At 72.6% G+C, this 21,795-nt stretch carries 22 protein-coding genes and 1 riboswitch; of the genes, 11 read left to right on the forward strand and 11 right to left on the reverse strand.

The window, feature by feature from the left end:
• The first annotated feature begins 53 nt into the window (after positions 1-53).
• Together ABD207_RS07200 and ABD207_RS07205 are read left to right on the forward strand one after the other, a co-directional pair.
• Positions 54-1,238: a glutathionylspermidine synthase family protein gene (locus ABD207_RS07200; RefSeq protein WP_344011167.1), complete on the forward strand. Its 1,185-nt coding sequence runs from the start codon at positions 54-56 to the stop codon at positions 1,236-1,238.
• 217 nt (positions 1,239-1,455) lie between these two features.
• A riboswitch (ZMP/ZTP riboswitch) is annotated at positions 1,456-1,545 on the forward strand.
• A gap of 32 nt (positions 1,546-1,577) precedes the next feature.
• Positions 1,578-3,032: a glycine hydroxymethyltransferase gene (locus ABD207_RS07205; RefSeq protein ID WP_344010949.1), complete on the forward strand. Its 1,455-nt coding sequence runs from the start codon at positions 1,578-1,580 to the stop codon at positions 3,030-3,032.
• A gap of 63 nt (positions 3,033-3,095) precedes the next feature.
• Here the strand turns inward: ABD207_RS07205 and ABD207_RS07210 are convergent, their stop codons facing one another.
• The 3 genes from ABD207_RS07210 to ABD207_RS07220 form a co-directional block, all read right to left on the reverse strand.
• The gene (locus ABD207_RS07210) at positions 3,096-3,839 is read right to left on the reverse strand and encodes a hypothetical protein (protein WP_344010951.1); all 744 of its coding nucleotides are present in this window, start codon (positions 3,837-3,839) and stop codon (positions 3,096-3,098) included.
• Positions 3,840-3,981: 142 nt separating this feature from the next.
• Positions 3,982-4,914, reverse strand: coding sequence for a hypothetical protein (locus ABD207_RS07215; RefSeq protein ID WP_344010953.1), 933 nt, complete (start codon positions 4,912-4,914; stop codon positions 3,982-3,984).
• Positions 4,907-5,479, reverse strand: a complete 573-nt coding sequence (locus tag ABD207_RS07220; protein WP_344010954.1) for an RNA polymerase sigma factor — start codon at positions 5,477-5,479, stop codon at positions 4,907-4,909. Before ABD207_RS07220 ends, ABD207_RS07215 begins: the two co-directional genes overlap by 8 nt.
• 196 nt (positions 5,480-5,675) lie before the next feature.
• Here ABD207_RS07220 and trpS point away from each other — a divergent pair, with 196 nt between their 5' ends.
• Both trpS and ABD207_RS07230 read left to right on the forward strand, forming a co-directional pair.
• Positions 5,676-6,686: a tryptophan--tRNA ligase gene (gene trpS, locus ABD207_RS07225; protein WP_344010956.1), complete on the forward strand. Its 1,011-nt coding sequence runs from the start codon at positions 5,676-5,678 to the stop codon at positions 6,684-6,686.
• A 104-nt stretch (positions 6,687-6,790) separates the two neighbouring features.
• Positions 6,791-7,369 (forward strand): 2'-5' RNA ligase family protein, encoded by a 579-nt coding sequence (locus tag ABD207_RS07230; RefSeq protein WP_344010958.1) that lies wholly within the window; start codon positions 6,791-6,793, stop codon positions 7,367-7,369.
• Between the two features lie 105 nt (positions 7,370-7,474).
• Here ABD207_RS07230 and dprE2 read toward each other — a convergent pair whose 3' ends face one another.
• Both dprE2 and dprE1 read right to left on the reverse strand, forming a co-directional pair.
• Positions 7,475-8,230 (reverse strand): decaprenylphospho-beta-D-erythro-pentofuranosid-2-ulose 2-reductase, encoded by a 756-nt coding sequence (gene dprE2 / locus ABD207_RS07235; RefSeq protein WP_344010960.1) that lies wholly within the window; start codon positions 8,228-8,230, stop codon positions 7,475-7,477.
• 22 nt (positions 8,231-8,252) lie between these two features.
• Complete coding sequence (gene dprE1 / locus ABD207_RS07240) at positions 8,253-9,608, reverse strand: decaprenylphosphoryl-beta-D-ribose oxidase (RefSeq protein WP_344010961.1); 1,356 nt, start codon at positions 9,606-9,608, stop codon at positions 8,253-8,255.
• A 133-nt stretch (positions 9,609-9,741) separates the two neighbouring features.
• Between dprE1 and ABD207_RS07245 the strand changes: the two genes are divergently transcribed.
• The 3 genes from ABD207_RS07245 to ABD207_RS07255 all read left to right on the forward strand — a co-directional run bounded on the left by ABD207_RS07245 (position 9,742) and on the right by ABD207_RS07255 (position 12,391).
• The gene (locus ABD207_RS07245) at positions 9,742-10,278 is read left to right on the forward strand and encodes a phosphatase PAP2 family protein (protein ID WP_344010963.1); all 537 of its coding nucleotides are present in this window, start codon (positions 9,742-9,744) and stop codon (positions 10,276-10,278) included.
• Complete coding sequence (locus tag ABD207_RS07250) at positions 10,271-11,233, forward strand: decaprenyl-phosphate phosphoribosyltransferase (RefSeq protein WP_344010965.1); 963 nt, start codon at positions 10,271-10,273, stop codon at positions 11,231-11,233. The genes ABD207_RS07245 and ABD207_RS07250 overlap by 8 nt, the downstream gene beginning before the upstream one ends.
• A gap of 138 nt (positions 11,234-11,371) precedes the next feature.
• Positions 11,372-12,391: a YihY/virulence factor BrkB family protein gene (locus ABD207_RS07255; RefSeq protein WP_344010966.1), complete on the forward strand. Its 1,020-nt coding sequence runs from the start codon at positions 11,372-11,374 to the stop codon at positions 12,389-12,391.
• On the opposite strand, the gene ABD207_RS07260 is transcribed toward ABD207_RS07255, so the two are convergent.
• Positions 12,339-13,616 (reverse strand): D-alanyl-D-alanine carboxypeptidase family protein, encoded by a 1,278-nt coding sequence (locus ABD207_RS07260; protein ID WP_344010968.1) that lies wholly within the window; start codon positions 13,614-13,616, stop codon positions 12,339-12,341. The two genes, ABD207_RS07255 and ABD207_RS07260, sit on opposite strands and share 53 nt — an antisense overlap.
• A 172-nt stretch (positions 13,617-13,788) precedes the next feature.
• Here ABD207_RS07260 and ABD207_RS07265 point away from each other — a divergent pair, with 172 nt between their 5' ends.
• Genes ABD207_RS07265 through ABD207_RS07275 form a run of 3 tightly spaced genes read left to right on the forward strand, consistent with a single transcriptional unit; the run spans position 13,789 to position 15,944 of the window.
• A complete protein-coding gene (locus ABD207_RS07265; protein ID WP_344010969.1) occupies positions 13,789-14,037 on the forward strand; it encodes an SCO4848 family membrane protein in 249 nt (82 codons plus the stop codon).
• A 24-nt stretch (positions 14,038-14,061) separates the two neighbouring features.
• Positions 14,062-15,399 carry a metallophosphoesterase gene (locus tag ABD207_RS07270; RefSeq protein WP_344010970.1) on the forward strand — a complete coding sequence of 446 codons (1,338 nt, stop codon included), beginning with the start codon at positions 14,062-14,064 and terminating at the stop codon, positions 15,397-15,399.
• A 17-nt stretch (positions 15,400-15,416) separates the two neighbouring features.
• Positions 15,417-15,944 carry a cysteine hydrolase family protein gene (locus ABD207_RS07275; RefSeq protein ID WP_344010971.1) on the forward strand — a complete coding sequence of 176 codons (528 nt, stop codon included), beginning with the start codon at positions 15,417-15,419 and terminating at the stop codon, positions 15,942-15,944.
• Between the two features lie 172 nt (positions 15,945-16,116).
• On the opposite strand, the gene ABD207_RS07280 is transcribed toward ABD207_RS07275, so the two are convergent.
• The 3 genes from ABD207_RS07280 to ABD207_RS07290 are packed head-to-tail and all read right to left on the reverse strand — an operon-like array spanning position 16,117 to position 17,828.
• The gene (locus tag ABD207_RS07280; protein WP_344010972.1) at positions 16,117-16,869 is read right to left on the reverse strand and encodes a TetR/AcrR family transcriptional regulator; all 753 of its coding nucleotides are present in this window, start codon (positions 16,867-16,869) and stop codon (positions 16,117-16,119) included.
• A gap of 45 nt (positions 16,870-16,914) precedes the next feature.
• Positions 16,915-17,415, reverse strand: coding sequence for a thiol-disulfide oxidoreductase DCC family protein (locus ABD207_RS07285; protein ID WP_344010973.1), 501 nt, complete (start codon positions 17,413-17,415; stop codon positions 16,915-16,917).
• Positions 17,416-17,420: 5 nt separating this feature from the next.
• Positions 17,421-17,828, reverse strand: coding sequence for a hypothetical protein (locus ABD207_RS07290; RefSeq protein WP_344010976.1), 408 nt, complete (start codon positions 17,826-17,828; stop codon positions 17,421-17,423).
• A 174-nt stretch (positions 17,829-18,002) separates the two neighbouring features.
• On the opposite strand from ABD207_RS07290, the gene ABD207_RS07295 reads away from it, so the two are divergent.
• Positions 18,003-19,082, forward strand: a complete 1,080-nt coding sequence (locus ABD207_RS07295) for a serine/threonine-protein kinase (protein ID WP_344010978.1) — start codon at positions 18,003-18,005, stop codon at positions 19,080-19,082.
• Between the two features lie 171 nt (positions 19,083-19,253).
• Here the strand turns inward: ABD207_RS07295 and ABD207_RS07300 are convergent, their stop codons facing one another.
• A complete protein-coding gene (locus ABD207_RS07300; protein WP_344010979.1) occupies positions 19,254-20,030 on the reverse strand; it encodes a succinate dehydrogenase iron-sulfur subunit in 777 nt (258 codons plus the stop codon).
• Entirely contained in the window at positions 20,030-21,784 is a 1,755-nt protein-coding gene (gene sdhA / locus ABD207_RS07305) for a succinate dehydrogenase flavoprotein subunit (RefSeq protein ID WP_344010980.1), read from the reverse strand. The genes ABD207_RS07300 and sdhA overlap by 1 nt, the downstream gene beginning before the upstream one ends.
• Between the last annotated feature and the right edge of the window lie 11 nt (positions 21,785-21,795).

A 21,795-nucleotide genomic window follows, 5' to 3' on the forward strand; every position in this document is an offset into this window, starting at 1 on the left:
CCGCCCCCGCCGGCCCGCCGCTCCTGCCCGCCGACGCCGACCGAAGGCCACCCATGGAACGCCGCACCATCGAGCCCCGCCCCGGCTGGCAGCAGACCGTCGAGGAGCAGGGGCTGATCTACCCGCTCACCCGCTACCCGGACGGCTCCCTGCGCCCCTACTGGGACGAGAGCGCCTACTACGTCTTCAGCCTCGAGGAGGTGGAGGCGCTGGAGGAGACGGTCGAGGAACTGCACCGCATGTGCCTCGCCGCCGCCGAGCACATCGTCACCGCCGACCGCTTCGCCGACCTCGGCATCACTGACCCGCGGGTGGCCGCCGCGGTCGCCGAGTCCTGGCACCGGCGCGCCGAACTCCCCTCCGTCTACGGCCGCTTCGACCTCCGCTACGACGGCACCGGGCCGGCCAAGCTCCTGGAGTACAACGCCGACACGCCCACCTCGCTGGTGGAGGCGGCGTCCCCGCAGTGGTTCTGGATGGAGGAGCGCTTCCCCGGCGCCGACCAGTGGAACTCCCTGCACGAACGCCTCGTCGACGCCTGGAAGAAGCAGTCCGCCCTGCTCCCGCCGGGCAGCGTGCTGTACTTCGCCAACTCCGAGGCCGACGAGCTGGGCGAGGACCTGATGACGGTCGCCTATCTCAAGGAGACCGCGGAGCAGGCGGGGCTCGAGACCCGGTGGATCTCCATGGAGGAGATCGGCTGGGACCGGCTCTCCGGGCGCTTCGTGGACACCCGGCTGCGCTTCATCCGCAGCATCTTCAAGCTCTACCCCTGGGAGTGGCTCACCACCGACCGCTTCGCCGGACACGTCCTGGACACCCTCGACAACGGCGGCGGCACCGGCAGCACCCTGTGGATAGAACCGGCCTGGAAGATGCTGCTCAGCAACAAGGCCCTGCTCGCCGTTCTCTGGGAGCTCCACCCCGGCCACCCCAACCTCCTCCCGTCCTACCTCGACGGCCCGCGCGACCTGGCCCGCACCGCCGGCTACGTCGCCAAGCCCCTCCTCGGCCGCGAGGGCGCCGGCGTCACCGTCCACGAGCCCGGCGCCGGCCCCGTGATCCGCGACGAACCCTGCTGTTACCAGCAACTGGCGCCCCTCCCCGCCTTCGACGGCAACCATGTGGTGCTGGGCGCCTGGGTCGTGGGGAACGAGGCCGCCGGACTCGGCATCCGCGAGTCCCCGGGCCTGGTGACCGACGAGTACGCCCGCTTCCTGCCCCATGTGATCCTCTGAGCCCCCTGTCCGCTCGGCCCGCGAGCCCTCGTGCCCGCCGGCCGGTGCGCGAGCCCGAACGCGCCGCATGAGGGTCCTCGGGCCCGAGCGCGCCGATGCCGGTCCGTACGCCCGTGCCCCGCAGGCCGGCCCGCCGCCCGGCGCGTGCCGCCCACCGGGACATCGCGCCCGCATGGCGGACGCTCTCCTCAAAGCGCAGGGTGCACCCGGTAGGCTGACCGAGGGCCGTGACTGGCGCGCTGGGATGGGACCGACCATCGGGGAGCGGCCCGTACGGGAATGTGTGCCGTGCGCCTGGGCCGAACCGTGTACGCCGAACGCCCACGTCCGGAGGTCCTGATGTCCGACACGTCCGCGCCCCTCTCCCGCGAGTCCACCGCCTACCGCGCTGCCCTCGACGTCATCCGCGCCGTGGAGCCGCGCGTCGCCGACGCCATCGGCCAGGAGGTCGCCGACCAGCGCGAGATGCTCAAGCTGATCGCCTCCGAGAACTACGCCTCCCCGGCCACCCTGCTGGCGATGGGCAACTGGTTCAGCGACAAGTACGCCGAGGGCACCATCGGCCGCCGCTTCTACGCCGGCTGCCGCAACGTGGACACCGTCGAGGCGCTCGCCGCCGAGCACGCCCGCGAACTCTTCGGCGCTCGCCACGCCTACGTCCAGCCGCACTCCGGGATCGACGCCAACCTCGTCGCCTTCTGGGCCGTCCTCGCCGACCGCGTCGAGGCGCCGTTCCTGGAGAAGACCGGCGTCCGCCAGATCAACGACCTCTCCGAGGCCGACTGGGCCGAGCTGCGCCAGGCCTTCGGCAACCAGCGCATGCTCGGCATGTCCCTGGACGCCGGCGGCCACCTCACCCACGGCTTCCGCCCGAACATCTCCGGCAAGATGTTCGACCAGCGCTCCTACGGCACCGACCCGGCCACCGGCCTGATCGACTACGAAGCGCTGCGCGCCCAGGCCCGCGAGTTCAAGCCGCTGATCATCGTCGCCGGCTACTCCGCCTACCCCCGACTGGTGAACTTCCGGATCATGCGGGAGATCGCCGACGAGGTCGGCGCCACGCTCATGGTCGACATGGCCCACTTCGCGGGCCTGGTCGCCGGCAAGGTTCTCACCGGCGACTTCGACCCGGTGCCGCACGCCCAGATCGTCACCACCACCACCCACAAGTCCCTGCGCGGCCCGCGCGGCGGCATGGTGCTGTGCGACGACTCCCTCAAGGACCAGGTCGACCGAGGCTGCCCCATGGTCCTCGGCGGCCCGCTCCCGCACGTCATGGCCGCCAAGGCCGTCGCCCTCGCCGAGGCCCGCCAGCCCTCCTTCCAGGACTACGCCCAGCGCATCGTCGACAACTCGCGCGCCCTCGCCGAGGGCCTGATGCGCCGCGGCGCCACCCTGGTCACCGGCGGCACCGACAACCACCTCAACCTGATCGACGTCGCCACCTCCTACGGCCTCACCGGCCGCCAGGCGGAGGCCGCCCTGCTGGACTCGGGCATCGTCACCAACCGCAACGCCATCCCCGCCGACCCCAACGGCGCCTGGTACACCTCCGGCATCCGCATCGGCACCCCCGCGCTGACCACGCGCGGCCTGGGCACCGCCGAGATGGACGAGGTGGCCGGACTCATCGACCGCGTGCTCACCGCCACCGAGCCCGGCACCACCAAGTCCGGCGCCCCGTCCAAGGCCTCCCACGTCCTCGACCCGAAGATCGCCGACGAGATCTCCCGCCGCGCCACCGACCTGGTGGCCGGCTTCCCGCTGTACCCGGAGATCGACCTCGGCTGACGCCAGCCGCAGCTCGCCGCGCGGCGGTCCGGCCCCGTGCCCGGGCCGACGCGCGGCGGCGTCTCACAGATCCAGCAGCTCCTGCCGCGGCTCCGGCGGCTCCCGGCGCCTGCGTATCGAGGGCAGCCGGTCCATCCGGGGGCGCATCACCAGGCCCAGGGCCACTCCGGCCGCCGCTCCCGGTATCGCCCACCACCAGCCGGTGCCGTCACCCGCCGGCCGGGCGGCGGAAGCCACCGCCTCTTCCCGGCCCTGATCCGGAGCCTCCTCGGCCTCCTCGGCCGGGGCGGGCGTCGCCGCCGTCTCCCAGGGCGCGGGGTGGACGGCGGACCCGGAGCCGGTGCTCGCCTTCTCGCCCATCAGGCCCAGGCTCTTCAGCAGTGCCCGCAGCTCGGACGGGTGCTCGGCGCGATGCCAGGCCCCGGTGGGCGCCCCCGTGAGCTTCCCGGCGGTGTGGATCCACACGGCCTTGCCCTCGGCCATCACATAGACACGGTCGATCCGCCAGGGGTCCACGTCGTGCACCATCCAGCTGACATTGATCAGCCGCGAGGACACCAGATCGGCCTCCGGCGGCTTGTCGCGCGTGCCCCGGCCGACCGGGCCCAGCAGGCGTTCCAGCGCGGCATACCCCTTGTCGGAGTAGTACAGCGCGGCCGTCTGCTCACTCTCGGGGGAGACCAGCAGCACGCTCGTCGGCCCACCGGCCGCGGCGGGCGCCGCTCCCCACACCATCAGGGCCAGTGCCGCGACCAGCGCCGCCGCGCCCGCCGCCAGCCCTCGCACCCTGTCCTTCCACCAGCGCATCCGAACCCCCACTCGGCCGGTCGCTCCCCGTGCGGCACGCCCCGCGAGCCGCCTGTCACTTCTGGTACACCGCCCACCCCGCCGAGGTTCCACTCCCAGGGCAACTTCTTTCGCCGTGCCTGCCGATCCCCCGGCGGCCGGCTCACCGCCTCACCGACTCCACCGACTCCACCGACCTCGCGATCTCCAGCGCACGCCCTTGCGCGGCCACGCCCTCCAGCCGCAGCGTCACCGTCTCCGGCCCGGCGGCGCCGGGGTCGAACGCTCCGCCCCCGTGGGTCCACAGCAGGGTCGGGCCCGCCGTGCGTTCCTCGCGGGTGAAACGCCGGCCGTCCGGGTCCACCAGCCAGAACTCCAGCGCGTGCGGCCGCGCGAACCACAGTGCGGGGCGGAAGGGACCGTCGCCGTCCTCGCCGTCCGGGCCGTCCCCGTCCAGCGACAGCCACACCGGCTGCTCGCGCACCGTCTTGGCGAAGGTGAAGTCCAGCTGCGCCGGGAACTCGTCCAGCCGGATCGTGCGCCCCCGCTCGCTCCAGCACAGGCTCACCAGAAATCGCCCGTAGGGCAGTCGGTGAACCGTGACCGCGTCCGGGGAGCCCAGCCCCTTCGGCACCATGGGCTCGAAGCCGGCCCGGCGCCGTGCCTCCGCGAGCGAGACCGTGGGCGATCCGCACCCCGGCACAGGGGCGTCCGAGGGCGGCACCGCCGACGGGTCGTGGCGCACCTCGACCCCGCCGAAGCCGAACCAGTCCGCCACCGCCGCCCGCACCGGGGGTGTCAGCGCGAGCACCGTCAGCAGCCCGCACAGCGCGGCGACCAGCCTCCGCCGGTGCAGCCGGGACCAGCGGCGCACGGCGCGCAGGCGTTCCCGCGCCCGCTCCGGACGACTCGGCTCCTCGGCGACCTGCAGATTCTCGGCCAGTATCCGGCCCAGTACCCGCTCGGCCATCGTCTCGGCCCCGGCCGCCGGATCGGGTCCGTCCAGCGACCGCCCGAGGGCCCGCAGCTCCTCCCGCAGCCGGGCCGCCTCCGCCCGCCGCCGCTGATCGGGACCGCCGTCGTACGGCTCACTCACGCTCCTCACCCCCTTCCCGTGCGTGCTCCCGGGGACGGAAGTCCGGCAGCAGGCGCTCCAGCTTGCGCAGGGCACGGTTCAGCCGGGACTTCACCGTGCCCCGGGCCCAGCCCAGGGCCTGGGCCGTCTCCCTCTCGTCCATCTCCAGCAGATAGCGGTAGGTGACGACCAGCCGGTGCTCCTCGCTCAGCTTCTCCAGGGCGGCCACCAGCGCGCCGCGCCGCTCCGTCTCGAGCGTCGCCACCGCCGGATCCGCCGACTCCGGTATCACCGGCTCGGCCGCCGCGAACGCCGCCTCACGGTCGGCGAGCGTGTATCTGCGCGCCGCCGCGCGCACCGTGTTCCTGGTCTCGTTGGCCACGATCGACAGCAGCCACGGCCGGAACGCCATGCCGTCCCTGAACCGGCCCAGCGCGCAGTACGCCTTGACGAACGCCTGCTGCACCACGTCCTCCGCGTCCGCCCCCGCTCCCAGCGCGGCGGCCGCCCTGAGCGCGATGCCGGTGTGTGCGCGCACCAGCTCCGCGTACGCCTCCGGCTCCCCGGCGCGTACGCGAGCGATCACCGCGGCCTCATCGACGATGCGGCCCCCCTCCCGCGTCCTCACGCTCTTGTTACACCGCCGGACCCGGATCGGTTCCCACTCGCAGCAGACCTGTTTCCGGTCGGTTCCGGACCGCTGTGCGGGACCTGCGAGAATGGGGGGCATGGCCTCTGATCGCCCGCCCGTCTCCCACAACCCTCAGGGGAATGGCTCCGCCATGCAGCAACGTCCTCGCGTGCTCTCCGGAATCCAGCCCACCGCAGGCTCGTTCCACCTCGGCAACTACCTCGGCGCCGTCCGCCAGTGGGTGGCGCTGCAGGAGACCCACGACGCGTTCTACATGGTCGTCGACCTGCACGCGATCACCCTGCCGCAGGACCCGGAGGACCTGCGCGCCAACACCCGCCTGGCCGCCGCCCAGCTGCTGGCCGCGGGACTCGACCCCGAGCGCTGCACGCTGTTCGTCCAGAGCCACGTCCCCGAGCACGCCCAGCTCGCCTGGGTCATGAACTGCCTCACCGGCTTCGGCGAGGCGAGCCGCATGACCCAGTTCAAGGACAAGTCCGCCAAGCAGGGCGCCGACCGGGCCAGCGTCGGCCTGTTCACCTACCCGATCCTGCAGGTCGCCGACATCCTGCTGTACCAGGCGAACGAGGTGCCGGTCGGCGAGGACCAGCGCCAGCACATCGAGCTGACCCGTGACCTCGCCGAGCGTTTCAACGGGCGGTTCGGCCAGACCTTCACCGTCCCGAAGCCGTACATCCTCAAGGAGACGGCGAAGATCTACGACCTTCAGGACCCGACGATCAAGATGAGCAAGTCGGCGTCCACGCCGAAGGGCCTCATCAACCTGCTCGACGAGCCGAAGACCACCGCGAAGAAGATCAAGAGCGCGGTCACCGACACCGACACGGTGATCCGCTACGACACCGAGAACAAGCCCGGTGTGAGCAATCTCCTCACCATCTATTCGACCCTCACGGGTACGGGTATCGCCGAACTGGAGGAGAAGTACGCGGGCAAGGGCTACGGTGCGCTGAAGACGGACCTCGCCGAGGTCATGGTCGAGTTCGTGACCCCGTTCAAGGAGCGCACCCAGCAGTACCTCGACGACCCCGAGACGCTCGACTCGATCCTGGCCAAGGGCGCGGAGAAGGCACGTGCCGTCGCCGCGGAGACCCTCGCCCAGGCGTACGACCGGGTGGGATTCCTGCCCGCCAAGCACTGAGCGGGCGCTCACGAGCCGCATATCACGTCGGCTGCGCCTGCCCGCGCGGCCGGCGTGGCCGTACAGTCGATAACCGGGTGTCCGACAAAACGACAGGAGACGACGTGGGGACCGTAACGATCGGTGTGTCGATCGCGGTCCCGGAGCCTCACGGCAGCCAGCTCCAGCAGCTGCGCGCGGGCTTCGGCGACGCCGCGGCTCACGGCATCCCCACGCATGTCACCCTGCTCCCGCCGACGGGAGTGGAGACCGACGACCTGCCCGCCGTCGAGGCGCATCTGCGCGAGGTCGCCGCCAGCGGCCGCCCGTTCCCCATGCGGCTGCGCGGCACCGGCACCTTCCGCCCCCTGTCGCCCGTCGTGTTCGTGCAGGTCGTCGAGGGCGCCGAGGCGTGCACCTGGCTGCAGAAGCAGGTCCGGGACGCCTCCGGCCCCGTCGCGCGCGAGCTGCCGTTCCCGTACCACCCGCATGTCACGGTGGCGCACGGCATCGAGGAGGCGGCGATGGACCGCGCCTTCGAGGAGCTCGCCGACTACGAGGCCGAGTGGCCCTGCACCGGCTTCGCGCTCTACGAGCAGGGCGCGGACGGGGTGTGGCGGAAGCTGCGCGAGTTCACCTTCGGGTCGTCGGTCATCCCGCCGCAGGGCGGCCCCGCCGACCGCGGCTCGGTCTCCGCGCGCTGACGTTCACCGCCGCGCGCTGACGTTCACCGCCCTGCGCTGACCTTCACCGCCGTGCGCTGACGTTCACCCCCACCGCCCACGCCGTCACCGCCCGCGCCGCCCGCGCTACACCGGCAGCAGCCGGAACACCCCCCGCGGCAGATGCCGCAGCACCGTCATCACCACGCGCAGCGCGCCGGGCACCCACACGGTCTCCGAGCGGCGGCGCAGGCCCAGCTCGATGGCCGTGGCGACCGCCTCCGGGGTGGTCGCCAGCGGAGCCTCCGGCAGCCGCGCGGTCATCCGGGTACGGACGAAGCCGGGGCGTACGACCATCACATGGACCCCCGTGCCGTACAGGGCGTCGCCGAGCCCCTGGGTGAAGGTGTCCAGGCCGGCCTTGCTGGAGCCGTAGATGAAGTTGGCGCGGCGGGCGCGTTCGGCGGCGACGGAGGAGAGCACCACCAGCGAGCCGTGGCCCTGGTTCTGCAGGGCGGCGGCGCACACCAGGCCCGCCGAGACCGCCCCCGTGTAGTTGGTCTGCGCCACCCGCACCGCGGCCTGCGGGTCGCGTTCGTCGGTGGCCTGGTCTCCGAGGGTGCCGAAGGCCAGCAGCACCATGTCGATGTCGCCCTCCGCGAAGACCTTGCCCAGCGTCTCCTCGTGCGAGGCGGGGTCCAGCGCGTCGAAGGGGACCGTGTGCACCTGCGCGCCCAGACCGCGCAGATGCCCGGCGGCCTGGTCGAGCGCGGGGGAGGGGCGGCCCGCCAGCCAGACCGTGCGGGTGCGGCGGGCGATCAGACGGCGGGCGGTGGCCAGGGCGATCTCCGAGGTACCGCCGAGGACGAGCAGGGACTGGGGGAGGCCGAAGGCGTCCTTCACGAGCAGCTCCAGGGTCGCGGTTCTACAGGTCGAGGCGGCGGGCCAGGTCGGACATGAACACCCCGCGCGGGTCCAGCTCCGCGCGCAGGGCGCGGAAGTCGTCGAGCCGCGGATACATGGCCGCGAGCAGGTCGGGGCGCAGCCGGGCGTCCTTGGCGAGGTAGACACGGCCTCCGGCGGCGGCCACCTCCTCGTCCAGCTCGTCCAGGAAGGGGCCCAGGCCCGGCAGCGACGCCGGGATGTCCACGGCCAGGGTCCAGCCGGGCGCGGGGAAGGACAGCCAGCCGGGATCGGCGGGGCCGAAGCGTTTGAGGACGGCCAGGAAGGACGGGCAGCGGCGGTCCGACAGCCGCCGCACGATCCGGCGCAGCGTCTCCTCCCGGCCCTCGCCCACCACGAACTGGTACTGCACGAAGCCGCCGCGGCCGTAGACCCGGTTCCAGTGCGGCACCCCGTCCAGGGGGTGGAAGAACGCGGTCAGGTGCTGGAGCCGGGTGGTGCGGGTGCGGGGCGCCCTGCGGTACCAGAGCTCGTTGAACAGGCCCACGGTGGTGCGGCTGAGCAGCCCGTCGGGCAGGAAGGCGGGGGCGGCCGGCAGGCGGGAGGTGCGGAAGGCCAGGGGTGCCCGGCGGGCGCGGCCGCCCTCGGGCAGCGCGTCCAGCGGGGCGTGGTCGCCGCGGGTGAGGACCGCGCGGCCGGTGACGGCGCCCCGGGCCAGCAGGTCGATCCAGGCGACCGAGTAGCGGCAGCGGTGGTCCGTCCGGGTCAGGCGGGCCATCAGGTCGTCGAGGTCGTCCGCCCGTTCGGTGTCGACCCGCATCAGGGCCGTCTGAACCGGCTGCAGGCGCAGCGTCGCCGTCAGCACGATGCCGGTCAGGCCCATCCCGCCGGTGGTCGCGTCGAACAGCGGCGTGCCGGGCACGACCGTGCGGACCGTGCCGTCGGCGGTGAGCAGCTCGAAGGACAGCACATGGCGGGAGAAGGACCCGGCGACATGGTGGTTCTTGCCGTGGATGTCGGCGCCGATCGCACCGCCGACGGTCACCTGGCGGGTCCCCGGCGTCACCGGCACGAACCAGCCGAGCGGCAGCAGCACCTCCATCAGCCGGTGCAGCGACACGCCCGCGTCGCACAGCACGGTGCCGCCGGCGGCGTCGATGGCGTGGATCCGGTCCAGGCCGGTCATGTCCAGCACGGCACCGCCCGCGTTCTGCGCCGCATCCCCGTACGCCCGCCCCAGGCCCCGGGCGATGCCCCCGCGGGCCCCGCAGCTCCGCACGGCCGCCGCGGCCTCCTCGTACGTCCGCGGGCGGATCAGCCGGGCGGCGGTGGGAGCGGTACGGCCCCACCCCGTGACGGAAACGGTCTCGGCGAGCATGGCGGTGACCGTATCGCCCTTGTTTGAGCGATTGTTCGTGAAACGTCAGTCGCCTCGTCGAAATGGGTGATTAATGGGATGTCGTTCAAGAGGGACGGTTCCGGGGCAGGAGCGGTGTGGACAGTGAGTCCACATGGACGACCACCACGACCCGAGGCTCCCGCTCGGCCCCCGCGCCCTCGACCACCGGATCGTCACCGCCCTGCGGGCGTGCGGCGCGAACCCGCGCGTGGCCGGTGCCGCACGCGCCCTCTCCCGGGCGGGGGAGCACGGAGCGCTCTGGTTCGCGGCAGGTTTCACGGCGGCCGCCGCGGACCGCCCAAGGCGCCGCGCCTGGCTGCGCGGCACCGCGCTCACGGCGGGCGCCCACGCCGCCAGCTCCGGTCTCAAACGGGTCGTACGCCGCCCGCGCCCCGCGCACGTCGAACCGCTCGTCGGCACCCGGTGCCGGCACTCCTTCCCCAGCTCGCACGCCGCCTCCTCGGCCGCCGCCGCCCTCGCCTTCGCGGCGCTGGGCGCGCCCGCGGCGGTGCCGCTCGCCGCTGCCGTCTGCCTGTCCCGGGTGGTGGCCGGCGTCCACTACCCCTCCGACGTGGCCGCGGGCGCCGCCCTCGGCGCGCTCACCGCAGGGCTGGGCCTGCGCTGGATCAGGGAGGGCACCCGTGACTGACACCGTGGTCCTGCGCCGGGGCGGCCGGCGCGAGCAGCCCCCGCCGCGAGGCTCCCGCGAGCTGCTCACCGGGCTGCTGATCACCGCACGCCCCAAGCAGTGGGTCAAGAATGTCCTGGTGATCGCCGCCCCGGCCGCCGCCGGCCGGCTCGTCACCCGGCATGCGCTGACCGAACTCGCCCTGGTCTTCGCCCTGTTCACGGCCGCGTCCGCCGCCGTCTACCTGCTCAACGACGCCCGCGACGCCGAGGCGGACCGCGCCCACCCCGTCAAACGCCACCGCCCGGTCGCCGCCGGCCAGGTGCCCGCCCCCGTCGCCTGCGCCACCGGTGCCGCCCTCGCCGTACTCGCCCCGCTCACCGCCGCCTGGCTGAGCACCCCGCAGGTGGCCGTGCTGCTGATCGCGTACCTCGGCATGCATCTGGCGTACTGCCTCAGCCTCAAGCACGTCCTGGTCGTGGACCTGGTCGTGGTCACCACCGGGTTCCTGATGCGGGCGGTGAGCGGCGGGCTCGCCCTCGGCATCCCGCTGTCGCGCTGGTTCCTGATCACCTCCGGCTTCGGCGCGTTGTTCATGGTGGCCGCCAAGCGCTACTCCGAGGCCGTGCAGATGGGCGGCAGGGCCGGTGCCACCCGCGCGCTGCTCACCGAGTACTCCACCGGCTACCTGCGCTTCGTCTGGCAGCTGGCCGCCGGGGTCGCCGTGCTCGGCTACTGCCTGTGGGCTTTCGAAGAGGGCGGGGCGGGCGGGGCGGGCGGGGCGCCGCACGCCGGCGGACTGCCCTGGCGCCAGCTGTCCGTGGTGGCCTTCGTCCTCGCGGTGCTGCGCTACGCGGTCTTCGCCGACCGGGGCACCGCCGGCGAGCCGGAGGACGTGGTGCTGCGCGACCCGGCGCTCGCCCTGATCGGCGCGGTGTGGGCGGGGATGTACGCCGCGGCGGTGGCCGACTGGTAGCCGGCCGGCCGATGCGGCGGGAAGGCCGATGCGGCCGGCACGCCCGGACCGGGGCCGCCTTCCTGCGCTGACGGGGCATCACAACATGGGTTGGTCATCGAGAACATCGCACCTCCACCGCACGGGCAGGGACGGATCATGGACTGGCTGAAGAGGCTTCCGGTCGTCGGGCCGTGGTTCGCCCGGCTGATGCTCACCCACGCGTGGCGGACGTACGAGCGGCTGGACCGCGTGCACTGGACGCGGCTGGCCGCCGCGATGACCTTCACCAGCTTCGTGGCGCTCTTCCCGCTGCTCACCGTGGCCGCCGCGATCGCCGCCGCCACGCTCAGCCAGAAGCAGCAGGACACCCTCCAGGACCAGCTCGCCGACCAGATCCCCGGCATCGCCGACCGGCTGAACATCGACGGCCTGGTGGAGAACGCCGGCACGGTCGGTCTGATCGCCGGTGTGCTGCTGCTGTTCACCGGCGTCAGCTGGGCCGGATCCACCCGGGAGTGCCTGCGGGCGGTGTGGGAACTGCCAGACGAGGAGGAGAACCCCGTCCTGCGCAAGGCCAAGGACCTGGGCGTCCTGCTGGGGCTCGGCGGCGCGCTGCTGATCACCCTGGCGGCCTCCACCGTCGCCACCGCGCTGGTCGGCCGGATCAGCGACGCCATCGGCCTGGAGGAGGGCGGCTGGGGCGGTGCGCTGCTGCGGATCGCCGCCGTCGCCGTCGCCGTCGGCGCCGACTTCCTGCTCCTGCTCTATGTGCTGACCCTGCTGCCCGGCGTGGAGCCGGCCCGGCGCCGCCTGGTGGTGGCGGCGCTGGTCGGAGCAATCGGCTTCGAGCTGCTGAAGCTGCTGCTCAGCGGCTATCTGCAGGGCGTGGCCGCGAAGAGCATGTACGGCGCGTTCGGCGTCCCGGTGGCCCTGCTGCTGTGGATCAACTTCACCTCGAAGCTGGTGCTGTTCTGCGCCGCCTGGACGGCGACCCCGAGCAAGGAGGCCGGGGCCGCCGCGGCGGACGAGGACGGCCCGGCCCCTCACCGGGAGGGCACCGGCACGCGCGAGGACGGCCCGGCCCCACGCCAGGAGGGCACCGGCACGCGCAAGGACGGCCCGGTCAGTCGCGAGGGCGGCGGCGCACCAGATCGGGCAGCGGCCAGCGACGGTTGACCAGGAACGCCGCCCCCGCCAGCAGCGCCAGCACGCCGCCGGTGATGGACAGCGCCACGCCGATCCCGCTGGAGCCGCCCGCCGGGGCGCTCGCCACCGGCTTCTCGCCGCCGCCCGCACCCTGCGAGGAGCCGCCCGCCTGACCGGGGGAGGCGCTGGAGCCCGGCCCGGCGGCCTGGGCGCCCTTCGGCGGCACCAGTTCACCCACCGGCTCGACCTTCCCGGCCGCCTTGAACCCCCAGTCGAACAGCTTCGCGGTCTCCTTGTAGACCTCGTTGTGCACGTTCTTCTCCGGGTTCATCACGGTGACCAGCAGCACCCTGCCGTCGCGCTCGGCGACCCCGGTGAAGGTGGCGCCCGCGTTGGTGGTGTTGCCGTTCTTCACGCCGGCGATGCCCTTGTAGACCGGCACGTCCGCGTCGCCGGTCAGCAGCCGGTTGGTGTTCTGGATCTCGAAGGACTCCCGGACCTTCTTGCCCTTCTTGTTCTTCTTCGTCTCACCCGGGAACTTCGCGCGGACCGTGGAGGCGTACTCGCGGAAGTCCTTCTTCTGCATCCCGGAGCGGGCGATCAGGGTCAGGTCGTACGCGGAGGACACCTGCTTGGGCGCGTCGTAGCCGTCCGGGCTGACCACATGCGTGTCGAGGGCCTGCAGCTCCTCGGCGTGCTTGTTCATCTCGGCGACCGTCGGCTCCACGCCGCCGTTCATGGCGGACAGCACATGCACGGCGTCGTTGCCGGAGCGCAGGAACACGCCCAGCCACAGGTCGTGGACGGTGTAGGTCTCGTCCTCCTTGATGCCGACCATGCTGGAACCGGGGCCGACCCCGGCCAGGTCGGAGAGCTTCACCTTGTGCTTGGTGGTCTTCGGCCACTTGGGCAGCAGGGTGTCCGCGAACAGCATCTTCAGGGTGCTCGCCGGGGCCAGCCGCCAGTGCGCGTTGTGCGCGGCGAGCACCTCGCCCGACTCGGCGTCGGCGACGATCCAGGACCGCGCGGATATCCCCTTCGGCAGCACCGGCACACCCGGGGCCAGATCGACCTGGGTGCCGGGCTTGGCGAGCCGGGGACCGCCGACGGCCGACATCTTCGCCGGGGGCTTCGCCGACGGGCTGGTGCCGGGGCTCGGCTTCGCCACGGCGGCGGGCGCGGTCAGCGCGGCGGACACGAGGACGGCGGAGGCGACCAGCAGCGATCGCCGCAGGGTTGTCTTGGGTGCGGGCACGACCGGAAACGTACCTGCCGCCCCCGCCCGTGTCCCCACCCGGGCCCCACCCGGCGAGAGGAGCCCCGCCCGCCCCGGTGATACTGGACCCCTGCTGTGCACATCCGGGGGACACCCTCCGGACCCCCGGGCGACCGAGGGTGCCCGGCGCTGTGACGAAAGGTCTTCTCTGGTGAAACTCAGCCGCCCCGTGTCCTGGTTCCTGCTCGCCTTCGGGGTGTGGAGCTGGGTCATCTGGATCACTTTCGTCAAGAACCTGGTCAAGGACAGCAGCGGTCTGGCCTTCGACGGCGGCGAGCCCACGGCGTACTTCTGGGTGCACCTGCTGCTGGCCGTCGTCTCCTTCGTATTGGGGACGGTCATCGGGGTCATCGGGTTGCGTGGACTGCGCGCACTGAGCCGGACGTCACGGACGTCCTGACCGGAAACAGGGGAACTGGACGCCGTGGCCGTCGTATTCGTCCTCATCGCGCTGCTCGTGCTCGCCGTCCTGGTGACGGGCAACTGGTACGTGTGGCGCCGCCTGTTCCGGGACACCACCCGGGGTCCGGGCGCGGTGCGCCGGGCGGGCGCGGCGGCGATCGTCGGCGGCTGGGCCCTGACCATCGGCGCGCTGGTCGCCGAGCGTGCCGGGGCCCCGTTCTGGCTCCAGCAGACCCTGGCCTGGCCCGGCTTCCTGTGGCTGGCCCTCTCCCTGTACCTGCTCCTCGGCGTCCTGGCGGGTGAACTCGTACGACCCGTGCTGCGCGGGGTGCTGGAGCGCCGGGCGCGCCGGCGGGCGGCGGCAACGGCACCCGCGCCGGAGCCCGCCTCGATACCGGCAGGCACGGCCCCGGCCCCGGCGGGCGAGCCCGCAGACTCCGACACCTCCGCCGGCCCCGGCGACTCCACCGAAGAGGGCACCGCGAACTCCGGCGGCACCCCGACCGACCCCACCGGCCCGACCGACCCGGCCGGCCCGTCCCGCCGGCTCTTCGTCTCCCGGGTCGTCGGCGGGGCCGCCGCTGCCGCCGCCGTGGCCACCGTCGGCCACGGCACGTACGGCGTGCTGCGCGGCCCGAAGGTGAAGCGGGTCACCGTGCCGCTCGCCAAACTGCCCCGCGCGGCCCACGGCTACCGGATCGCGGTGGTCAGCGACATCCACCTGGGGCCGGTGCTCGGGCGCGGCTTCGCGCAGAAGGTCGTCGACACCATCAACGCCACCCAGCCCGATCTGATCGCGGTCGTCGGGGACCTGGTGGACGGGAGTGTGAAGGACCTCGGACCGGCCGCCGCCCCCCTCGCCCAGCTGAGGGCACGGCACGGCGCCTTCTTCGTCACCGGCAACCACGAGTACTTCTCCGGCGCCGAGCAGTGGGTCGAGGAGGTCCGCCGGCTCGGCCTGCGCCCGCTGGAGAACGCCCGCACGGAGCTGCCGCACTTCGATCTCGCGGGCGTCAACGACGTGGCCGGCGAGGACGAGGGCCAGGGACCCGACTTCGCACGCGCCCTCGGCGACCGGGACCCTGAGCGCGCCTGCGTGCTGCTCGCCCACCAGCCGGTGCAGATCCACGAGGCCGTCGACCACGGCGTCGACCTCCAGCTGTCCGGCCACACCCACGGCGGCCAGTTGTGGCCAGGCAACCTCGTCGCCTCCACCGCCAACCCCACCCTGGCGGGCCTGGAGCGCTACGGCGACACCCAGCTGTACGTCACCCGCGGCGCCGGCGCCTGGGGGCCGCCCACCCGCGTGGGCGCCCCCTCCGACATCACGGTCGTCGAACTGGCCTCCCGCCAGGCCTGACACCCCGGGGGGAACCAATGGCAGGGACGCGCACGGCACTTGTGCTGATCGATCTCCAGCGGTGGATCGTGGACATGCCCTGGGAGCCGGTCGACGGTCCCGCCGTCGTCGAGGCCTGCGGACGGCTGCGCGAGCACTTCACCGGCGACGGCTCCTCGGTCGTCGTCCTGGTCCGGCACGTGAGCGCCGACGGCGCGGACGGCGGCGTCACCGCCCCGCGCAACCGGCTCGTCCCGGGCTGCGAGCCGCGCACCGGCGACCACCTGGTCACCAAGCACGGCCTCGACGCCTTCGAAAGCACCGAGCTGCACGCCGTGCTGCGCGGCGAGAACGTCACCGACCTGGTGCTGGCCGGACTGTCCACCGCACACGGAGTCGCGGCCACCGCTGCCGGCGCACTGCGCCTCGGCTATCGCGTGACGGTCGCCGAGGACGCCACCGCGAGCGTGGACGAGGCCCGGTACCGCGAGGCCCTCGACCGTCTCACCGCCCTCGGCGCCCGCACCGCCCGGGTCGCCGACCTGGTGACCGCGCCCGCCGGCTGACGCGCCCCGGGGCCCCGGAACAGCCCGGCCGGGCCCGGAACAGCCCGGCCGGGCCCGGAACAGCACGCCATGGCGGGCGTCGGTCTGGCCGCGGCGGACGTGGAGCCGGCGGTTGGCGGTCGGCGACATGGACCCCGTCAACTGACCGCCCCCTTGCGGGCGTTCGCCGGTATCAGACGTCCCGGCCGGCGGACGCCCGTCGCGCCGCCGGGTCGGGCAGGGCCTTGGTCATGCCGGGCAGGAACTCCGTGAACAGCTCGTGCACGTCCCGCACCAGGGGGCGCAGCACCCGGAAGCGGGCCAGCGCCACACCGCGGGCGGTGAGCCGGGCGCCGCGCTCGGCGAGCCGGTAGCTGCGCTCCCGGCCCTCGGTGCGGTCGAAGATCCAGTACAGGCAGAGCCCCATCTGGGCCAGCCACATCAGCTCGGGGAGGATGTCCCGCAGCTCCTCCGGCACCTTGGTCTTCGTCCCGGCCAGCACCGCCCGGTGCACGCTGATCGCCTCGCTGCGGGCGTGCTCCGACTCCGGCGAGAACGGGCTGAGCGGGCTGTCCGGGTCGGCGGCGTTCTTGAAGAACTGCACCGCGAACTCGTGGTACGGCGTGGCGATGTCCAGCCACGCCTTCAGCACACCGGCGAGCCGTGCCTCCAGGTCGGTCTCCCGGGCGAGCACCTCCCGGACCGCCACCTGGTGCTCGGCGGCGATCCGGTCGTAGAAGCCCTGGATCAGGTGCTCCTTGCCGTCGAAGTAGTAGTACGCGTTGCCGACGGAGACCCCGGCCTCCTTGGCGATGGCCCGCATCGTGGTCTTGTCGTAGCCGCGCTCCTGGAACAGCCGCATGGCCGTCTCCAGGATCAGGGCACGGGTCTGCTCGGACTTGCTGGGTGCGCCGCCGTCGCCGGCGCCGTCGTTCTTCGCGGACACGGTAGGGAGCCTAACGCCAGGGGGACGGGGCCCTGCGGGAGCCCGTCAGCGCGGGGCCGGCAGGCCGGAGCAGGCGCTGTCCGCGCACCCGGGAGGCGTGTAGTACCAGCCGTGGCGCGGGGCGTACGTCCAGCCGTCGCCGCGCCGGTACGCCCCGCCGCCCCACTGCGTGCCGCGCCACTTGGCGGCGGCCAGCACGGCTCCCTTGGCGAGCCGGGCCCCGGCCGGGGTGCTCAGCCGGTGTGCCAGCGGGCGGTGCTCGCGCAGGGCCCACAGCGTCACCACCCAGGCGGCGGCGCCCCGGTAGACCTGCCCGGCGTCGCCGACCACGGTGATCTCCTCCAGCGTGCCCCGGTGATCGAGGCCGGGGAACCGCCGGCGCGCCTCCTCCGACCCGGCCGGGACGAACTCCAGCGGCACCAGCTGCCGCTGCCGGGCCAGCCAGTCGCGCACGAACCGGCACAGCGAGCAGCCGGCGTCGTACAGCACGGTGAGCCGGCGGACCGGGACGCCCGTGGCGCCCCGGTTCCCGGTGATGGCCGTCATGGCGCTCACGCCCCGGCCGAGGGCGCGACCCAGTCCTGCGCCGGCACGGGCGGCACCTGCTCCCGCTCCATCACCCCGCGCCGCCGGATCCGGTTGAGCACATACACATTGCCCAGGTGCATCACGCCGAGCACCAGCAGCACCACGCCGAGCTTGGCCGACAGCGCCTCGAAGATGCCGCGGGTGTCCTCGATGGAGCCGCTGTCGTTCAGATACAGCGCGACGAAACCGAGGTTGACCAGGTAGAAGCCGACCACCAGCAGGTGGTTGACGGCCTCGGCGAGCTTCTCGTTGCCCTTCAGGACATCGGCGAGGAAGACCCGCCCGTTCCGGCTGAGCGTGCGCGCCACCCACACGGTCAACGCGATGCTGACCAGCAGATAGATGACATAGGCGATGACCGTGCGGTCCATGATGGCCCCCAAGCCTTTCTTGAACGCGTTCAAAACGCTGACAGGGGAGACTGTAGACCCATGTTTTGAACATGTTCAACTCAACGTCGGAGTGGCCCTCGTCACGGCGAATTCGTCCAGCGCCCCCCCGGCCTGGCGGGGAGTTGTCGGTGCGGGCCCCTACTGTCGTCGGCCATGGGGAAGACGACGTTCAGCAGTCGCGGGCCGAAGTCCCATCCGGCACGGATACGCAACCACGTCGCCGCCGGGGACCTGCACCGGGCCGCCGCCCGGGCGATGCGGGCGCTCGGCCCGGACAACCGCAGCTCGATCGGTCTCTGGGGCGCCGTCCTGGACGAGCTCCGGGACCTGACGGGCCGGCAACGCCGTGCGCTGATACGGGCGGTGGCCGACCGCTTCGGCTCGGCCGGCGACGTGCTGGAGGAGCGCGGCCGCATCCTCGCCCTGTGCTGCCGCCTCGCCGAGGGCGCCGGCGACGACGCCCTCGCCCCGCTCGCGGCCGAGCGGCGCCGGGCCCTGGACGACCTGGCCCGGCTGCGCCTCACCTCGGACATCGAACGTCTCCACGTCCTGGTCGAGACGGAGCTGGCCGAAGGCCGCGCGCCCGCACCCGCGGTGGTCGCCGTCATCCGCCGCTCGGCCCTCCACCCCGCCTGCGGCGAGGAGGTGCGCCGACTGGCGACGAGACTCACCGAGCCGGTCCTCAACGTCGGCGAGGAGTGGGCCGAACAGGCCCTGCGCGACGCCACCGGCCCCGCCTGGCGGGCCCTGCTCACCCACATCACAACGGCCGCCTCCGCCCGCCCCACCACCCGATGGGACAGACAGGCCCGCGCCCTCGTCGACACCCTCGGCGCCGAACACGTCCGCGAGACCGTCCTGCCCTGGCTCACCCTGGTGGGCCGCCCCCGCACCCTCCCCCTGAAGCCCCGCGTCTGGGAGCCGGACATCAACCACGCCTACGACCCCTGCAACGCCACCGCCCTGCGCGGCCTGGCCGGGCTGCTTTCCCTGCTGCCCCCGCACCCCGGCACCGTCCGTGCCCTGGGCGCCCTGGCCGAGACGTCGCTCGAACCCGTGACCGGCATCGGCCCCCGCAGCCCCAAGGTCGCCACCGCCGCAGTCCACGCCCTCACCCGCACCGAGGGCGACCCCGCCCACACCGAACTCACCCGCCTGGCAGCCGTGGTGACCCACAAGACCACGGCCAGGCTTGTGCACAGGGCCCTGCAGGCCCGAGCCACCGCCCTCTGAAGCGGCATGCTCGCTCACGCTCCCCCGAAGACTCCCGTTACCGCCTGCGCCCACCCGTGCCGCCCTAGGCGGCACGAATGCCCGCAGGCTCCGCGACGGCACCCGGGCCACGCGAAAAGGCCCCGTCTCCCGAAGGAGACGGGGCCCTCACCGGGCTGTGCTGACGTTGGCTCAGTAGCGGCGGGTGATGAGGGCTCGCTTGACCTCGGCGATCGCCTTGGTGACCTCGATGCCGCGCGGGCAGGCGTCCGTGCAGTTGAAGGTCGTGCGGCAGCGCCAGACGCCGTCGCGGTCGTTGAGGATCTCCAGGCGCTGCTCGCCGGCCTCGTCACGCGAGTCGAAGATGAAGCGGTGCGCGTTGACGATGGCGGCCGGGCCGAAGTACTGGCCGTCGTTCCAGAAGACCGGGCAGGAGGTGGTGCAGGCCGCGCACAGGATGCACTTCGTGGTGTCGTCGAAGCGCTCGCGGTCCTCCGCGGACTGAAGGCGCTCGCGCGTCGGCTCGTTGGTGTCCTTCGTGATCAGGAACGGCATCACGTCCCGGTACGCCTGGAAGAACGGCTCCATGTCCACGACCAGGTCCTTCAGGACCGTGAGTCCCTTTATGGGCTCGATCGTGATCGGCTTCTCCGGGTTGATGTCCTTGATCAGCGTCTTGCACGCCAGGCGGTTCTTGCCGTTGATCCGCATGGCGTCGGAGCCGCAGATGCCGTGGGCGCAGGAGCGGCGGAAGGTCAGCGTGCCGTCCAGATCCCACTTGATCTTGTGCAGACCGTCGAGGACCCGCTCCTTGGGGTCGATCTCGAACTGGAAGTCCTCCCAGGTCGCCTCCGCCGAGACCTCCGGGTTGAACCGGCGGACCCGGAAGGTGACCGTGATGTACGGGGACTCGGCGGAAGAAGGCCCGGGCTTGCCGGCCGCGTCCTTGTCCAGAACAGGGGTAGCCATCAGTACTTACGCTCCATCGGCTGGTAGCGGGTCTGGACGACCGGCTTGTAGTCCAGACGGACGGTCTCGGTGCCGTCGGCGCCGACCTCGCGGTACGCCATGGTGTGGCGCATGAAGTTGACGTCGTCGCGGTTCGGGTAGTCCTCGCGGTAGTGACCGCCGCGCGACTCCTTGCGGGCGAGCGCGGACACCGCCATGACCTCGGCGAGGTCCAGCAGGTTGCCCAGCTCGATCGCTTCCAGCAGGTCCGTGTTGAACCGCTTGCCCTTGTCCTGGATGGCGACGTTCTTGTAGCGCTCGCGCAGCTCGGCGATCTTCTCGACCGCCGTCTTGATGGTCTGCTCGGTGCGGAACACCATCACATTGGCGTCCATGGTCTCCTGCAGCTCCCGGCGGAGCTGGGCGACCCGCTCGTTGCCGGTGGAGGTGCGCAGCCGCTCGATCTGCTCGGCGACGAAGGCCTCCGGGTTCTCCGGCAGGTCCACGAAGTCGGCGTTCCGCGCGTACTCGGCCGCCGCGATACCGGCCCGCTTGCCGAACACGTTGATGTCCAGCAGCGAGTTGGTGCCCAGGCGATTGGCGCCGTGCACGGAGACGCAGGCGACCTCGCCGGCCGCGTACAGGCCGGGCACGACGGTGGTGTTGTCCGCCAGCACCTCGCCCTGGACGTTGGTCGGGATGCCGCCCATGGCGTAGTGCGCCGTCGGCTGGATCGGGATCGGGTCAGTGTAGGGCTCGATGCCGAGGTAGGTGCGCGCGAACTCGGTGATGTCCGGCAGCTTGGCGTCCAGCTGCTCCGGCGGCAGGTGGGTGAGGTCCAGGTAGACGTGGTCGCCCTCGGGACCGCAGCCGCGGCCCTCGCGGATCTCCGTGTAGATGGAGCGGGAGACGACGTCGCGGGAGGCGAGGTCCTTCATGACCGGCGCGTACTTCTCCATGAAGCGCTCGCCGTCCTTGTTGCGGAGGATGCCGCCCTCACCGCGGGCGCCCTCCGTCAGCAGGATGCCCATGCGCCAGATGCCGGTCGGGTGGAACTGGAAGAACTCCATGTCCTCCAGCGGGATGCCCCGCCGGTAGACGGCGGCCTGACCGTCACCGGTCAGGGTGTGCGCGTTGGAGGTCACCTTGAAGAACTTGCCGCAGCCGCCGGAGGCGTAGATCACGGACTTCGCCTGGAAGATGTGGATCTCGCCGGTGGCCAGCTCGTAGGCCACCACGCCGGCGGACCGCTTGATGCCGTCCGTCTCGGTGATCAGCTGGTCCAGGACGTAGAACTCGTTGAAGAACTCCACGCCCTCCTTGACGCAGTTCTGGTACAGCGTCTGCAGGATCATGTGGCCGGTGCGGTCGGCCGCGTAGCAGGAGCGGCGGACCGGGGCCTCGCCGTGGTTGCGGCTGTGACCGCCGAAGCGGCGCTGGTCGATGGTGCCGTTCGGGGTGCGGTTGAACGGCAGACCCATCTTCTCCAGGTCGAGGACGGAGTCGATGGCCTCCTTCGCCAGGATCTCGGCGGCGTCCTGGTCGACCAGGTAGTCACCGCCCTTGACCGTGTCGAAGGTGTGCCACTCCCAGTTGTCCTCCTCCACGTTGGCCAGCGCGGCGGCCATGCCGCCCTGCGCGGCGCCCGTGTGGGAGCGGGTGGGGTAGAGCTTGGTCAGGACAGCGGTGCGGCTGCGCTTGGTCGCCTCGATGGCGGCACGCATACCGGCGCCACCGGCGCCGACGATGACGGTGTCGTACTTGTGGATCTTCATGATTCTCGCAG

It is taken from the genome of Streptomyces thermospinosisporus, from assembly GCF_039526425.1.
Lineage (GTDB): Bacteria > Actinomycetota > Actinomycetes > Streptomycetales > Streptomycetaceae > Streptomyces > Streptomyces thermocarboxydovorans.

Excerpts from the sequence above, each read along its gene's own strand:
- ABD207_RS07295 (WP_344010978.1), top strand. The coding sequence starts at position 18,003 with ATGGGGAAGACGACGTTCAGCAGTCGCGGGCCGAAGTCCCATCCGGCA.
- ABD207_RS07210 (WP_344010951.1), bottom strand. The coding sequence starts at position 3,839 with ATGCGCTGGTGGAAGGACAGGGTGCGAGGGCTGGCGGCGGGCGCGGCG.
- ABD207_RS07275 (WP_344010971.1), top strand. The coding sequence starts at position 15,417 with ATGGCAGGGACGCGCACGGCACTTGTGCTGATCGATCTCCAGCGGTGG.
- ABD207_RS07255 (WP_344010966.1), top strand. The coding sequence starts at position 11,372 with ATGGACTGGCTGAAGAGGCTTCCGGTCGTCGGGCCGTGGTTCGCCCGG.
- dprE1 (WP_344010961.1), bottom strand. The coding sequence starts at position 9,608 with ATGCTCGCCGAGACCGTTTCCGTCACGGGGTGGGGCCGTACCGCTCCC.
- trpS (WP_344010956.1), top strand. The coding sequence starts at position 5,676 with ATGCAGCAACGTCCTCGCGTGCTCTCCGGAATCCAGCCCACCGCAGGC.
- ABD207_RS07285 (WP_344010973.1), bottom strand. The coding sequence starts at position 17,415 with ATGACGGCCATCACCGGGAACCGGGGCGCCACGGGCGTCCCGGTCCGC.
- sdhA (WP_344010980.1), bottom strand. The coding sequence starts at position 21,784 with ATGAAGATCCACAAGTACGACACCGTCATCGTCGGCGCCGGTGGCGCC.
- ABD207_RS07245 (WP_344010963.1), top strand. The coding sequence starts at position 9,742 with ATGGACGACCACCACGACCCGAGGCTCCCGCTCGGCCCCCGCGCCCTC.
- ABD207_RS07290 (WP_344010976.1), bottom strand. The coding sequence starts at position 17,828 with ATGGACCGCACGGTCATCGCCTATGTCATCTATCTGCTGGTCAGCATC.
- ABD207_RS07300 (WP_344010979.1), bottom strand. The coding sequence starts at position 20,030 with ATGGCTACCCCTGTTCTGGACAAGGACGCGGCCGGCAAGCCCGGGCCT.
- ABD207_RS07200 (WP_344011167.1), top strand. The coding sequence starts at position 54 with ATGGAACGCCGCACCATCGAGCCCCGCCCCGGCTGGCAGCAGACCGTC.
- ABD207_RS07205 (WP_344010949.1), top strand. The coding sequence starts at position 1,578 with ATGTCCGACACGTCCGCGCCCCTCTCCCGCGAGTCCACCGCCTACCGC.